This window comes from Gilliamella sp. X-57 (assembly GCF_057063565.1).
Genome location: NZ_JBXSQI010000020.1, coordinates 41,394 through 56,917, shown reverse-complemented (window position 1 = coordinate 56,917; position 15,524 = coordinate 41,394). Strand labels below are relative to the sequence as shown.

Here is a 15,524-nt window from a genome sequence, read left to right as displayed (position 1 = left end):
AAGTGTTGATGGTGATACCACGTGCTTTTTCTTCTGGTGCGTTATCGATTTGATCGAATGCACGAGCTTGACCGCCGTATTTTTTAGCAAGTACAGAAGTAATTGCCGCAGTTAAAGTTGTTTTACCATGGTCAACGTGGCCGATTGTACCAACGTTAACGTGGGGTTTTGTACGTTCAAATTTTTCTTTAGACATCTTAATGTTCCTTTATTAAATCACTTCCCTTATGTTATTAAGGGAAGTGTTACTTTATTTAGATAAAATTATTTTGCTTTACGAGCTTCAATAATTGCGGTTGCAATATTTGTTGGTGCTTCATTGTACTTCAAGAACTCCATTGAGTAAGAAGCACGACCTTGAGTTTGTGAACGAAGGTCTGTTGCATAACCAAACATTTCTGAAAGTGGAACTTGTGCTTTAACTGTTTTACCAGTTGCAGTATCTTCCATTCCTTCAATCATACCGCGACGACGGTTTAAGTCACCGATAACATCACCCATATAATCTTCTGGAGTTTCAACTTCTACTTTCATAATCGGTTCTAAAAGCACAGGTTTAGCTTTCATGAAGCCGTCTTTAAATGCCATTGAACCGGCAATTTTAAATGCCATTTCTGATGAGTCAACATCATGGTAAGAACCATCAAAGATAGTGACTTCAACATCAACAATTGGGTAACCAGCAAGAACACCGTTTTTCATCTGTTCTTGACAACCTTTATCAACTGCAGGAATGTATTCTTTAGGAACCACACCACCAACAATTTCATTGTTGAATTTGTAGCCTTCGCCACCCGCTTCTAATGGTTTGATTTTCAACCATACATGACCATATTGACCACGACCACCAGACTGACGAACAAATTTACCTTCTTGTTCTACTTCATTGCGAATTGTTTCACGGTAAGCAACTTGTGGTTTACCTACATTTGCTTCCACTTTAAATTCACGTTTCATACGGTCAACGATGATTTCCAAGTGAAGCTCACCCATACCAGAAATAATGGTTTGACCCGATTCTTCATCTGTGTGAACACGGAATGAAGGGTCTTCTTGTGCTAGTCGACCTAAAGCAAGCCCCATTTTTTCTTGGTCTGCTTTGGTTTTTGGTTCAACAGCAACCGAAATTACTGGCTCAGGGAATTCCATTCTTTCAAGGATGATTGGTGCGCTTTCCGCACAAAGTGTATCACCTGTAGTTACATCTTTAAGACCGATTGCAGCAGCGATGTCGCCAGCGCGGACTTCTTTAATTTCTTCACGTTTGTTAGCGTGCATCTGAACGATACGACCAAAACGTTCTTTTTTATCTTTAACAGAGTTAAGAACAGTATCACCAGAGTTAACCACACCAGAGTAAACACGGAAGAATGTTAAGTTACCAACAAATGGGTCTGTTGCAATTTTGAATGCTAATGATGAGAATGGTTCATCATCACTTGAATGACGCTCTGCAGCTTCACCGTTTTGTAATTCACCTTTGATTGCTGGTACATCAGTTGGTGCTGGTAAATATTCAATAACCGCATCAAGCATGAATTGAACACCTTTATTTTTAAAGGCACTACCACAAGTGACTAAGATGATTTCATTAGCAAGTACGCGTTCACGTAATGCTGCTTTCACTTCTTCTTCAGTTAACTCTTCACCACCAAGGTATTTTTCCATTAACTCTTCACTTGCTTCAGCAGCAGTTTCAATTAAGAAAGAACGCCATTCTTCGACTTCTTCAACCATATCTGCTGGTACATCTTCATAAGTGAATGTTACGCCTTGATCAGCATCATTCCAGTTGATTGCTTTACGTTTAAGTAAATCAACAACACCAGTAAATCCTTCTTCTGCACCGATTGGTAAAACTAAAGGAACAGGTACTGCTGCTAAACGAGTTTTGATTTGATCAACAACACGTAGGAAGTTAGCACCCATACGGTCCATTTTGTTAACAAATGCAATACGTGGAACTTTATATTTGTTTGCTTGACGCCATACAGTTTCAGATTGTGGTTGCACGCCACCAACTGCACAGTAAACCATTACTGCACCATCAAGAACACGCATAGAACGTTCAACTTCGATTGTAAAGTCAACGTGTCCCGGGGTGTCGATGATGTTGATACGGTGTGGTTCAAATTGTTGGCCCATACCAGACCAGAATGCAGTTGTTGCAGCAGATGTGATAGTAATACCACGTTCTTGTTCTTGTTCCATCCAGTCCATGGTAGCTGCACCATCATGAACTTCACCAATTTTGTGACTTACACCAGTATAAAACAAAATACGTTCAGTCGTTGTTGTTTTACCTGCGTCAATATGTGCACTAATACCGATATTACGGTAGCGTGCTATAGGGGTTGTACGAGCCATATTAATCCTCTGTTTAGAATCGCTTGCTTAATAAAACATCATTTTGGTTGACTGATAGCAAATAAGGGCTATCAGTCCTAATTCAAGTCACTTATATAAATACAAGTGTGAATATTACCAACGATAGTGTGCAAACGCTCTATTAGCTTCAGCCATACGATGAACATCTTCGCGTTTTTTCACAGCGGTACCTTTGTTTTCAAAAGCATCCATAAGTTCATTCGCTAGGCGTAAAGCCATTGATTTATCGCCACGTTTACGTGCAGCATCTACAATCCAACGCATTGCAAGTGCATTACGACGAACTGGACGCACTTCAACAGGAACTTGGTATGTAGAACCACCAACGCGACGAGACTTAACTTCTACAGTTGGTCTTACGTTATCTAGTGCAACTTCAAAAGCTGCTAAGTGGTCTTTTCCACTACGCTCAGCTAATTTATCAAGAGCTGAATATACGATTGATTCTGCGATAGATTTTTTACCATCTATCATTAAAATATTTACAAATTTCGCCAGTAACTCTGAACCGAACTTCGGATCAGGAAGAATTTTTCTTTGACCGACAACATGACGACGTGGCATTGGAATACTCCGTTTATATGTTATAAATTTTTCAGGTTTACCCAAAACTCAAATGAGTTAAATGGAATTATATAGTTTGGCCTTACTTAACGGAGTCCCATTAAGCTTTAGGTCGTTTAACACCGTATTTAGAACGGCTTTGTTTACGGTCTTTAACACCTGCACAGTCTAGTGCACCGCGAACAGTGTGATAACGAACACCCGGTAAGTCTTTAACACGACCACCACGGATTAAAATTACGCTATGTTCTTGTAGGTTATGACCTTCACCGCCGATATAAGAAGTCACTTCAAAACCATTGGTTAAACGTACACGACATACTTTACGTAATGCTGAGTTTGGTTTTTTCGGTGTAGTTGTGTAAACACGAGTACAAACACCGCGTTTTTGCGGGCATGCTTCAAGCGCAGGAACGTTACTTTTCGCTTCCTTTAGTGCTCTTGGTTTGCGTACCAGCTGATTAATTGTTGCCATTAATAAGCTCCTGATTAATTAAAATAAATTTAAAATTGCTTTTTAGATACGTAATTAATAACTGTAGACCAAAACCTATGTATATAAGTTTTGGGTCGCAAGATTCTAGACCCCAGAGGAGATAATGTCAAGTTTTTGCTATCAATAAGTGCTTGATCTTAGCGTTAATTATTTGTAGAAGGTGGTCGCTATTTTAATGAAGAAAAACCTGTAAATTTTAAAACGGGTAATAAGTATATCCAGACATATACTAGCTGTTTTGCTAATTGCTATATACCCCACCGTAAGTAACGATAGGGTATTATTTTTTAGTGGTGATCGATAAAAATAAATTTTAAAGCGAATAGTACAGCAAATATAATCACACACAGATTTAATTGTTTAAATTTACCCGTAAAGGTTTTTAACACTACGTAAGAGATAAAACCAAGTGCCACACCTTCAGTAATGGCAAAGGCAAATGGCATCATGATTGCGGTAATAAAGGCTGGCGTCGCCTCTGTTAAGTCAGACCAATTAACTTTAACTAAGCTTGAAACCATTAAGATCCCAACAAAGATAAGTGCGCCAGATGTTGCATAACTTGGTACTAAATGAGCAAGTGGCGATAAAAATGTCACGATTAAGAATAATAGACCCACTACAACCGCTGTTAACCCTGTGCGTCCCCCCACTGAAATACCGGCTGAACTTTCGATATAGGTTAACACTGATGATGTGCCAAATAATCCCCCTAAAGATGAACTAAAACTATCGATCAATAGCGCTTGGCGCATTTTGGGAAATCGACCTTTTTCGTCACTGATTCCAGCTTTATCAGTTAATGCTAAAATAGTGCCTGATGAATCAAATAGGCTGACAATCATTATCGAAAAAATAACGCCCATGATGCCGATATTAAGCGAGCCAGCTAGATCAACATGACCAACAACGCTAGTCACACTTGGTGGCATAGACACAATACCTTGGTAACTGATATTAGGATCAAGCCATAATGCCAGTAATGTTACGACTAAAATCGAAACTAATACGGCTGCATGAAAGTTACGAGCTGCTAAAATAACAATGATGAAGAAACCAAGCGATCCCAATAAAACTTTCAGCGATAAGATATTACCCATTGTTAAGAGTGTCGAAGGAGATGCAACCACAATCCCCATATTTTGAAAGCCCATAAAAGCAATAAATAGCCCAATACCGGCACTAATGCCTATGCGTAAACATTGTGGAATATGCTCAATTAACCAATGGCGGACTTTAAAAAGTGACAAAGCAAAAAAGGCTAAAGAGCCCCAAAATATGGCGCCCATGCCGACTTGCCAAGAGTAGCCCATTGCACCGCATATACCATAGGCGAAAAAGACATTAAGTCCCATCGCAGGCGCTAATGCAATCGGTAAATTGGCAAATAAACCCATTAGAATCGTCGCAAAGGCAGTAACCACACAGGTTAATACAAAAACAGCAGAAGTATCCATTCCAGTTGCAGATAAGATGGATGGATTGACGAAGATGATATAAACCATTGTTAAAAAAGTGGTACAACCAGCGATAATTTCGGTACCGACAGTTGTTTTTTTCTCTTTCAGCTGAAATATTTTTTCAAATATTGAATTCATAAGTTAAGGCCTAATTTAGATTGATAAGCAAGAATAAAAGTTTATTGAGTGCTATCTATTTTTACCAAGAGGTAAAAATAAAAAAGATGAAGAGCTGTTGCCCCACATCTTCAAATAAACAGAAATTTTACTGCTTTATTATTGCCAGTTATTTATTTTGGTCAAGCGTTATTCTAGTTATTTCGCTGCACTATACTATAACGTTACAGAATCAAGTTTGTTTAACGTGATTTTTACTTTAAGAATTCTGTGGCTTTCTATTTCGGCGACTTCAAATAAATAATCGCCGATTTGTAATGTTTCGCCAACATTGAGTAAATGCTGCGCTTTTTCCATTAACAGCCCTGCCAAGGTATGATATTCACGCTTATCATCAAGGGCAATTGGCACAAAACGCACTAGTTCTTCAACAGGAATGTAACCATTAGCCATCCAACTATTATCACCAAGGCATTGAATATCATGTTTGGCATCAATTTCCTCTTCTTCAGTTGGAAAATCGCCAGCAATGGTTTCGATAATATCTGTTACCGAAACAACCCCTTGCATTGAGCCAAATTCGTCCACCACAAAAGCAAAATGGGTTTTGGCTTTTTTAAATTGATCTAATGCAACTAGTAACGATACGGTCTCAGGGAAGATCAGCGGTTGTTTGATAAGCGAGTGAATATCAATGGGCTCTTTACTTTGTAGTATATCTTTTAATAGATCATTAACTTGGATAATACCTAAAGGCTCATCAATTGAATCATTATCGGTGACAACTAAACGTGAATGAGGATTATCAAAAATTTCTTTTATAATAGCGTCACGATCGTCATTAATATTAACCATATCAACGTCAAGTCGAGATGTCATAATGCTACTGACTGAACGTTGTGCCAGTCCAAGAACTCGTTCAACCATGCTCAGCTCTTGATGATTAAACACCGGAGCTTTTTTATGAGTATCTGATGCCACATCAGTAGTGTGACTATCTGGATCTTCTTCAGCATCCCCCTTTAATAGGTGTAAAATTGCTTCAGCTGTGCGTTCGCGTAATGGTTTTTTGTTTAATGCTTTGCGACGATTAAAAATAGCTAATTGATTGAAAAACTCAATCATAATTGAAAAGCCGATAGCCGCATATAAATAACCTTTCGGAATCATAAAATCAAAACCTTCGGCAACGAGACTAAAACCGATCATTAATAAAAAACTCAAACAGAGGATAACAATAGTTGGGTGAGCGTTGACAAAATTAGCCAGAGGTTTACTCGCAACCATCATAATACCTATTGCAATACATACCGCAATAATCATCACAGGAATATGCTCAACCATACCAACAGCAGTAATAACTGAGTCAAGTGAGAAGACGGCATCTAATACCACAATTTGCGCAACAACAGTCCAGAAATGAGACGTTTTTTTCGGTTTACCATCTTCATGAGATGAACCTTCTAGGCGTTCATTGAGTTCCATGGTTGCTTTAAATAGTAAAAATACCCCGCCGATTAACATAATCAGTTGGCGTGCATTAAAGTTGATTCCAAATATTGAAAATAGCGGCGTGGTGAGCGTAACTAACCATCCTGTAAACATTAACAATAAAACGCGTGTAATTAATGCGAAAGCGAGACCAGTAACGCGTGCTTTATCTCGTTGTTGGGGAGGAAGTTTCTCGGCAAGAATGGCAATAAAAACAATGTTATCAATGCCAAGGACGATTTCAAGTACAACCAGAGTGGATAAGCCAATCCAAATTGTAGGATCCATGATCCATTCCATATGTCAGGTGATTACCTCTAATAAATACAGCACATGCTGCGTTGTAATTCTGGCTGTAATTGAGCAAATAATCAATAAAATATTTATAAAAATTACGTATTTTGTCAAAAACTTTCAGGAAAGTATGTGTTTTAGTATAAAATCAGCTTCGCCAAAAAGTAGGCGTAAATAAAACCAATAGTGTAAAGATTTCCAACCGTCCAAATAACATATCAACAACCATTACCCACTTTACTATATCGCTCACACTAGCAAAATTATCGCTCACACTACCAAGGCCGACCCCTAAATTATTCAGTGATGAGGCAACAATGTAAAAAGAATCTGTAGTATCAATGCCGGTTGCCATAATAGCAAATAAGCTAACTAAAAAGACTAACGCATATGCCGAAAAGAATCCCCAAACAGCTTCAATAATACGTTCAGGAACTACTCGATTATTTAATTTTAAAGTATAGATAGCATTTGGATGAATTAAACGCTTTAATTCACGCGACCCTTGCATAAACAACAGCAGAACTCGAACTACTTTTAAGCCACCGCCAGTTGAACCGGCACAACCACCAATAAATGAAGCGCACAGTAAAAAAATCGGTAATGATGAAGGCCATGTGTTAATATCATCAACCGTAAATCCAACCGTTGCCGTTATCGATACAACTTGCAGTACTATTTTATCGATACTTAATTTCCGTTCTGGTTGATAAAAATAAATGCCAAACGTACAGATTGCAATTAAAACAGCTAAAATAAAAACAAAAGTTCTAAATTCTTGATCTTGCCAGTAAACTTTAATTGAAAATCCACTTAATGCGGCAAAATGAAGTGCGAAGTTACAACCCGATAAGATTAAAAAGAGAGTAACAATGTAATTGATTGTGGCGCTATTAAAGTAAGCAAGGTTATCGTCGTGAGTTGAAAATCCCCCCATTGATATTGTCGAAAAGCTATGTGATACAGCATCAAATACATTCATGCCAGCCAGCCAAAGACAAATAGCGCAAAGTGTTGTCAGCAAAATATAAATTGACCAAAGTGTTTTTGCGGTTTCGGCAATGCGAGGACGCATTTTACTGTCTTTTTGTGGGCCGGGGATTTCAGCGCGATAAAGTTGCATGCCCCCTACACCCAACAATGGTAAGATGGCGACAGCCAAGACAATAATCCCCATACCACCAAGCCATTGTAGTAATTGGCGGTAAAAAAGTAGAGCTTTAGGTAGATGATCTAACTTAACAATTGTTGTGGCGCCCGTAGTGGTTAGACTCGAGAACGATTCAAAAAAAGCATTGGTTAAATTTAAATTAATATGCGTATCAAAAATAAAAGGAAAGGCACCGATTGTACCAAGCACAACCCAAAATAGTACGACGATAAAAAAGCCTTCACGCGTGCTCAGTTCATGGCGATGGTGACGATTAGGTAGCCATAATAAACATCCTAATATCAATGCAGCAAAAAATGATCGAACAAAGATTGCACCAGCGCCGTCACGATAGATTAAAGCAATAAGAGCTGGTAGTAGCATAAATATCGATAACAGGGCAATTAATAGCCCAATAATGCGAAGGATTGATCGCCAATGCATAATAATAGTCTCTATTTAAAACCACGAGCTGTTTTGATAAGATCATAAGCAGCTTGAATTTCTTGTGCACGTTTTTTGGCAGCTTCCAACATTTCTTTTGGTAAACCTTTAGATACTAATTTATCTGGATGGTGTTCATTCATCAATTTACGATAAGCTCTTTTGATTTCTGAGATTTCAGCAGATGAGTCAATACCCAAAATTCTGTAAGCATTTTGTAGATCTGATTGCGTCGATCGGCCTTGATAACCACCATAATGATTACTACGTTGATATTGATCCCGCTGATTTTGTTGGTTGTTATAACTATTATGACGAAAATGGTAACTACCCATCATCATTTGAATATATATTGCCATTTGTTGACGTGGAATATTAAATTCTTCAGCTACAATAAAAAGAATTTGTTGCTCTTTTTCATCTAAAATTCCATCAACTAATGCCGCTTGGATCAATTGCTCACAAAAAATATTTAACACATTACGTCGGTAACGATATTGTGCATATAGCTCAGCTAAACGAGACCTGAGTGGATAGTCACTGGCTTTGCCTCGATTAAATGAGTCTTGTGCTAGTTTTCGACTATTTCGATCCAGTTGTAATCTGTCCATGAATTGGCTAGCCAGATTAATATCATCTTGAGTGACAACACCTTTTGCTTTACTTAAATGACCAAGGACTTCAAAAACAACCGTTAAGTAAAGTTCTGGGTTTGCTTTGGTTTTTTGTTCGGTTAATTTATTGCAAAATGCTTGGTAAAGCATTGGACCAATAAATAACCCAAATAAAAACCCCCATCCCGTTTTTAATACAATACTTAATACAAAGCCAGTAATCATCGCCCAGATAAAAGACATATTATTCGTTCACCTCAATCTTATCTATCTTTTGTAAACCTCGTGGTAACGCTGTGCCTTTGCGTGCGCGTTCTGCTCTAAATTTTTGTAAATCAGCAGGATTGAGTGTCAGTTTACGTTTTCCTGCATACAAAGTCACTGATGCCTCTGAGGTAATGAATATCATATAAGAAAGACTATCATCTGCGCCAGATAGCGACACAATTTTATTTCCTTTACCTTTGGCAAGTTCTGGTAAATCTTTTACTGGAAAGATGAGCATTCGACCTGCTTGAGTAATAGACAGCAGTAAACTATCTTCAGATAGAATTTCCATAGGTGTAAGTATTTTTGCATTATTTGGCAAATTGATAACCGCCTTACCGTTACGATTGCGAGCAACTAAATCATTAAATTGACAAATAAAACCATAACCTGCACTGGATGCCATTAGAAATTTTTGATTATCATTTTGACACATCAGCACATGTTCAACCGTTGCGCCAGCAGGTAACGCTAGTTTACCAGTTAATGGTTCACCTTGGCTTCGGGCAGATGGTAAGGTATTTGGCTCTATAGCATAACTACGACCTGTTGAGTCGATAAAGATAACTGGCTGATTGCTTTTTCCTTTCGCGGCGACTTTAAAGCTATCACCCGCTTTATAACTTAAACCTGTAGCATCAATGTCATGACCTTTAGCGGTTCTAACCCAGCCCATTTCAGACAAAATAACAGTAACAGGTTCGGATGGTGTTAACTCTTGTTCACTAATAGCTTTAGCTTCACTGCGCTCAACAATCGGTGAGCGACGCTTATCACCATATTTTTTTGCATCTTCTTGTAACTCTTTTTTAATTAAATTACTCAGTTTCTTAGGTGAAGCTAACAACGCTTGCAGATGATCACGCTCTTTTGCAAGCTCACTTTGTTCACCTTTAATACGTACTTCTTCAAGTTTGGCTAAATGACGGAGTTTTAACTCTAAAATCGCTTCGGCTTGAATATCGGTTAATGCAAAACGGCTAATTAATTCTTGTTTCGGTTCATCTTCGTTGCGAATAATTTCGATCACTTCATCAATATTTAAAAATGCAATCAATAGACCATCAAGGATATGTAGTCTTTTTAAAATTTTATCTAAACGATAATTTAGGCGACGAGTGACAGTGTTTTTACGATATTCAAGCCATTCAGTGAGAATTTCAACCAAACCTTTGACTGACGGGCGATTATCAAGCCCAATCATATTCATATTAACGCGATAACTTTTTTCGAGATCGGTGGTTGCAAATAGATGATTCATCACTTGTTCTAAATCGACTCGATTTGAACGTGGCACAATCACTAAACGAGTTGGATTTTCGTGATCTGACTCATCGCGTAAATCTTCAATTAAAGGTAGCTTTTTAGCTCGCATCTGAGAAGCAATTTGTTCTAGGATTTTAGCGCCTGACACTTGATGAGGGAGATCTGTAATCACAATATCTCCATCTTCTTTTTTCCATACCGCACGCATACGAATTGAGCCACGCCCTGTTTTATAGATTTTCGCGATATCATCAGGTGGGGTAATAATCTCAGCTTCGGTCGGAAAATCAGGCCCTTGTATGTGAGCCATTACTTCGCTTAAAGTTGCATTTGGATTGTCAGCCAGCATAATTGCCGCATTCGCCACCTCACGAATATTATGTGGAGGAATATCAGTTGCCATACCAACCGCAATCCCCGTTGTGCCATTTAATAAAATATTCGGTAGTCTGGCTGGTAACATTTTCGGCTCTTGTAAAGTACCATCAAAATTTGGCGTATAATCAACCGTTCCTTGCCCTAACTCACCTAATAATAATTCAGCATATTTCGATAAACGTGATTCGGTATAACGCATAGCAGCAAATGATTTAGGATCATCTGGTGCCCCCCAGTTACCTTGTCCATCAACTAATGGATAGCGATATGAAAATGGTTGTGCCATGAGCACCATAGCTTCATAACAGGCACTATCACCATGAGGATGATATTTACCAAGCACATCCCCTACAGTACGTGCTGATTTTTTAAATTTTGCTTGCGCATTTAAACCTAGTTCTGACATGGCATAGACAATACGTCGTTGCACGGGTTTGAGACCGTCACCAATAAACGGTAGTGCGCGATCCATAATGACATACATTGAGTAGTTTAAATAAGCGCTTTCGGTAAAGGTACGTAGCGACTGGACTTCTACTCCGTCATGAGTTATATCACTCATTATTGTTCCTCTAAATCATTCTGTTTGTTAGACATCAAGTTCAACTTGATCGCCTTTTTCTTGTAGCCACTCGCGGCGATCTTCTGCGCGTTTTTTGGCAAGTAGCATATCCATTAATGCCATCGTTTGCTCACTATCATCAAGCGATAGCTGTACTAAACGGCGCGTATTGGGATCCATCGTTGTTTCACGTAGTTGAAGAGGGTTCATTTCCCCTAATCCTTTAAAACGCTGTACATTTGGTTTGCCTTTTTTACGTTTAAGCTGCTCTAAAATGCCTTCTTTTTCTTCTTCATCTAAGGCGTAATGGACTTCCTTGCCTAGATCGATACGATAAAGTGGAGGCATAGCAACAAAAACATGCCCATGCTCAACCATGGTACGAAAATGACGAACAAATAACGCACAAAGTAAGGTGGCAATATGTAATCCATCCGAGTCAGCATCGGCTAAAATACAAATTTTACCATAACGTAATTGGCTCAAATCGTTGCTATCTGGATCAATACCTATTGCCACTGAAATATCATGAATTTCTTGAGATCCTAATACTTCGTCGGATGACACTTCCCAAGTATTTAAAATCTTACCTTTAAGCGGCATAATGGCTTGAAATTCACGATCTCGAGCCTGTTTAGCTGAACCGCCAGCCGAGTCCCCTTCCACTAAAAAAAGTTCAGTACGGCTTAAATCTTGCGATGAACAATCAGCCAGCTTACCCGGTAGTGCAGGGCCACTAGTTAGCTTTTTACGGATAACTTTTTTTGAGGCTTTTAAGCGTTTTTGCGCACTGGAAATTACCATTTCAGCTAATAATTCAGCTATTTGCACATGTTGATTTAACCAAAGACTAAACGCATCTTTCACAATTGCCGACACAAATGCCGCACTCTGGCGTGATGATAATCGCTCTTTAGTTTGACCTGCAAATTGAGGTTCTTGCATTTTAACCGAAATAACATAAGCACAGCGTTCCCAAATATCATCGGCAGTTAATTTTAAGCCTCGCGGTAACAAATTGCGAAACTCACAAAACTCACGCATTGCGTCTAACAAGCCTTGACGTAAACCATTAACATGCGTACCACCTTGTATCGTTGGAATTAAGTTAACGTAACTTTCAGTCAATAGTTCTCCACCTTCGGGCATCCAAACTAGTGCCCACTCTACGGCTTCTGTTTCACCAATATGGCTGCCAGTAAAAGGGATTTGTGGTAATAGTGGGTAACCACTAACAGATTCCATTAAATAGTCTTTTAGGCCATCTTGATAACACCAGCGCTGTTCGGTTTTGTTGATTTTATCTTTAAAAATAATATCAAGACCTGGGCAAAGCACGGCTTTGGCTTTAAGAAGATGAGACAAACGTAGGACAGAAAATCTTGGAGAATCAAAATATTTTTCGTCTGGCCAAAAATGCACTTTGGTACCGGTATTACGTCGCCCACACGTACCAGTAACATGCAGATCCTCAACCTTATTGCCGTTTTCAAAAGCTATTTCGTACACTTGACCATCACGATGAACGGTCACATCAACGCGTTTAGATAACGCATTGACCACCGAAATACCCACACCATGCAAACCACCCGAAAATTGGTAATTCTTGTTCGAAAATTTACCACCAGCATGTAAACGGCAAAGTAATAGCTCAATTGCAGGCACGCCTTCTTCCGGATGAATATCAACAGGCATTCCTCGCCCATCATCAATGACTTCTAGTGAATTATCTTCATAAAGAGTTACCTTGATTTGACGAGCATGGCCAGCGATGGCCTCGTCGACACTGTTATCAATGACTTCCTGCCCTAGATGGTTTGGGCGACTTGTGTCAGTATACATTCCTGGACGATGACGAACAGGATCTAGCCCTTTTAATACTTCAATATCAACGGCATTATAAGTGGATTGCGACATAATGTTTCTATATTACTCGAATAAATGGCGGCTATTATACCAACCTTTGAACAATAAGACCAAGGTCAATGGTAAAGGCACTTTAACAAGTGATGAGATCCGCTATTAATTAGGTAAGCTAAATAATACGATTTTTTAAGGAGGTAAGATAAAAATTTATTACTAAAAACACAAAATCGTTTATAATTCACCCTGATATTGATTGTTTATTAGCGTTTACTTAATGATTTTATTTTGATTTTTTAATAAAAAACAAACATAAATAATAAAATCCGCATATGGAAAGGAAATGAATAATGTTAGAAATAGTCACTTACCTGTCGTGGCAAGTAAGCCACAATTATAAGCATTTGGTCGTTTTATTTTTCGTTTCGATATTTTGCCTTTTTTATTGGTATTATTGTAAAACAAAACCAGTATTACATTATATTATACCGATTCTATTTTTCATGACATTCCGTAGTCATTATGCAGGTGCGTTATCGGCCACAACAGCAGATGTGATACACGGTCATGCACCTTATCTTACTTTTGATGGTGGTGCAACCAAAAGCGATATTAAAGCGTTATTCGGCATCAGACTCCCTGATGGGCGTGAATATGTGCCAGATGGTGGGAAGTCAAATCTATATCCAAATGCTGAAGTAGTCATAAATGGGTATGAACCAATTGAGTTGCCAAGCAATGCAAACACTTTTGATAGTATCCAAACACTAGTGCCTCTATCTGATTCAAGTATTAATTTAAACGATTTAATAGGTGAAAATAGCTATTGGTCAGATGATGATGGCGATGGGAATGTCAGTATAACAGGTCTTCTAGAACTTGCTTGGTATGATGTAAATGATAACTATATTACAGATACTACAAGTAATTTTGACCCCTGCTCGGCCCCCTATCAGTTAGAACTTTACTTAACCAACCCTCAACTATCAACTCAATATGGCGTACCAAGGACAAGGATCTTACCGAATGCTTGGCAACTGTACAGGTTTAAAGTGACAAATGAAGTACGTGTTTGTTATGCACAACCTCCGGCTCTGTATGGTATGGAAGGTACAAACTGGAGCAGAGGTCTTGGCTTTCAGGTGAAAAATATTGATGACCCCAAGCAAAACTTTCCGACAACGGGATCAAATGAACTCAGTTTCCGTTTACTGTTAGGCGGTATCACACCAAAGCAAATCATTGATGCGAATGGTACAACAGTGTCAGCAGTAAGTGGTGGTCAATCTGTGACATTATTATTAAGTACAGAAACAGGTCAAGGATGGGATGGCTATAATCAAGAGCTATTAAAGATAACATTAAAAGGTCCAAATAAAGATTCGAGTAACAAAAGTTTTAATCCCTCGTTATTTAAGCTTTACGCCGATGGTAGCCACAATAAATTGCTTTATAGCTTTAAAATAGAACGCTGGTATATTGCCAATCCAGATGATTCTAATGATGGTTCTTATGCTGAAGCTGAAATATTCTGTAATAGTTTAGGTAACGATTATCGTATACCTAGTGTTGGGGACTATACCAATGCGAATAACTCCTCTTGGCAGTGGGGCGAGCCGGGACAAGGAAATGAAAGCCTAAGACAACTAAGTTACAAAATTGATGACAAGTGGATAGGCGGTTTATTTAATGAATGGGGAGAATTTACCTACAATAATCGCCATAGAAATGACGATTGGAGCGATGACCAATATTGGGCATCTGACGGATATATAGTCTCTCCATATGGAGATATTACCACCTCAAATAATAATATCTACACCTACGCCGTGGCAGCATGTGTAACGCCTTAAAATAACGCGTGTTAGATTACCCGTTATTAAATGGGTTGCATATAGATAATCTCAATTTTTAATAAAGATTGGGATTATCTGAGTAGTATCTTATAAATAGATCTTTACAAATCTTAACCAAAAAAAAAGCGGTTTTTCTTTAAACAACATTGCTTTTTGTTTAAAATTAGAACAGTATTACTACTCAAAAGTGATATTTTTTAACATTAGCACCACAAAAACATTATTAGCAAATGGTTGAAAATAATTTAACTATTTATTTTTAAAATAAAAAAAATCATAAACTATATAAAATAGAATAGGTAACGGTATAATGT

At 38.2% G+C, this 15,524-nt stretch carries 11 protein-coding genes; 1 reads left to right on the top strand and 10 read right to left on the bottom strand.

What is annotated here, in order from left to right:
* The 10 genes from ACYIAL_RS10005 to parE form a co-directional block, all read right to left on the bottom strand.
* The coding region (locus tag ACYIAL_RS10005; RefSeq protein WP_483751594.1) for a GTP-binding protein at positions 1-196 on the bottom strand (196 nt) is incomplete at its 3' end.
* Positions 197-264: 68 nt separating this feature from the next.
* Positions 265-2,367 (bottom strand): elongation factor G, encoded by a 2,103-nt coding sequence (fusA, locus tag ACYIAL_RS10000; RefSeq protein ID WP_065638791.1) that lies wholly within the window; start codon positions 2,365-2,367, stop codon positions 265-267.
* Positions 2,368-2,481: 114 nt separating this feature from the next.
* Entirely contained in the window at positions 2,482-2,952 is a 471-nt protein-coding gene (rpsG, locus tag ACYIAL_RS09995; RefSeq protein WP_034915550.1) for a 30S ribosomal protein S7, read from the bottom strand.
* Positions 2,953-3,052: 100 nt separating this feature from the next.
* Positions 3,053-3,427 (bottom strand): 30S ribosomal protein S12, encoded by a 375-nt coding sequence (gene rpsL, locus ACYIAL_RS09990; protein WP_034883792.1) that lies wholly within the window; start codon positions 3,425-3,427, stop codon positions 3,053-3,055.
* Between the two features lie 308 nt (positions 3,428-3,735).
* The gene (locus ACYIAL_RS09985; RefSeq protein ID WP_174797749.1) at positions 3,736-5,046 is read right to left on the bottom strand and encodes an NCS2 family permease; all 1,311 of its coding nucleotides are present in this window, start codon (positions 5,044-5,046) and stop codon (positions 3,736-3,738) included.
* Between the two features lie 195 nt (positions 5,047-5,241).
* A complete protein-coding gene (locus tag ACYIAL_RS09980) occupies positions 5,242-6,816 on the bottom strand; it encodes a TerC family protein (protein ID WP_483751593.1) in 1,575 nt (524 codons plus the stop codon).
* Between the two features lie 142 nt (positions 6,817-6,958).
* Positions 6,959-8,404, bottom strand: a complete 1,446-nt coding sequence (locus tag ACYIAL_RS09975) for a TrkH family potassium uptake protein (RefSeq protein WP_483751592.1) — start codon at positions 8,402-8,404, stop codon at positions 6,959-6,961.
* A gap of 11 nt (positions 8,405-8,415) precedes the next feature.
* Positions 8,416-9,261 carry a co-chaperone DjlA gene (gene djlA / locus ACYIAL_RS09970; RefSeq protein WP_483751591.1) on the bottom strand — a complete coding sequence of 282 codons (846 nt, stop codon included), beginning with the start codon at positions 9,259-9,261 and terminating at the stop codon, positions 8,416-8,418.
* Between the two features lies 1 nt (position 9,262).
* The gene (gene parC, locus ACYIAL_RS09965) at positions 9,263-11,491 is read right to left on the bottom strand and encodes a DNA topoisomerase IV subunit A (RefSeq protein ID WP_174797745.1); all 2,229 of its coding nucleotides are present in this window, start codon (positions 11,489-11,491) and stop codon (positions 9,263-9,265) included.
* Positions 11,492-11,518: 27 nt separating this feature from the next.
* The gene (parE, locus tag ACYIAL_RS09960; protein WP_174797744.1) at positions 11,519-13,408 is read right to left on the bottom strand and encodes a DNA topoisomerase IV subunit B; all 1,890 of its coding nucleotides are present in this window, start codon (positions 13,406-13,408) and stop codon (positions 11,519-11,521) included.
* 449 nt (positions 13,409-13,857) lie between these two features.
* Here parE and ACYIAL_RS09955 point away from each other — a divergent pair, with 449 nt between their 5' ends.
* Positions 13,858-15,207, top strand: a complete 1,350-nt coding sequence (locus ACYIAL_RS09955) for a hypothetical protein (protein WP_483751590.1) — start codon at positions 13,858-13,860, stop codon at positions 15,205-15,207.
* Positions 15,208-15,524: the final 317 nt, after the last annotated feature.

Excerpts from the sequence above, each read along its gene's own strand:
- fusA (WP_065638791.1), bottom strand. The coding sequence starts at position 2,367 with ATGGCTCGTACAACCCCTATAGCACGCTACCGTAATATCGGTATTAGT.
- rpsG (WP_034915550.1), bottom strand. The coding sequence starts at position 2,952 with ATGCCACGTCGTCATGTTGTCGGTCAAAGAAAAATTCTTCCTGATCCG.
- rpsL (WP_034883792.1), bottom strand. The coding sequence starts at position 3,427 with ATGGCAACAATTAATCAGCTGGTACGCAAACCAAGAGCACTAAAGGAA.
- ACYIAL_RS09985 (WP_174797749.1), bottom strand. The coding sequence starts at position 5,046 with ATGAATTCAATATTTGAAAAAATATTTCAGCTGAAAGAGAAAAAAACA.
- ACYIAL_RS09980 (WP_483751593.1), bottom strand. The coding sequence starts at position 6,816 with ATGGAATGGATCATGGATCCTACAATTTGGATTGGCTTATCCACTCTG.
- ACYIAL_RS09975 (WP_483751592.1), bottom strand. The coding sequence starts at position 8,404 with ATGCATTGGCGATCAATCCTTCGCATTATTGGGCTATTAATTGCCCTG.
- djlA (WP_483751591.1), bottom strand. The coding sequence starts at position 9,261 with ATGTCTTTTATCTGGGCGATGATTACTGGCTTTGTATTAAGTATTGTA.
- parC (WP_174797745.1), bottom strand. The coding sequence starts at position 11,491 with ATGAGTGATATAACTCATGACGGAGTAGAAGTCCAGTCGCTACGTACC.
- parE (WP_174797744.1), bottom strand. The coding sequence starts at position 13,408 with ATGTCGCAATCCACTTATAATGCCGTTGATATTGAAGTATTAAAAGGG.
- ACYIAL_RS09955 (WP_483751590.1), top strand. The coding sequence starts at position 13,858 with ATGACATTCCGTAGTCATTATGCAGGTGCGTTATCGGCCACAACAGCA.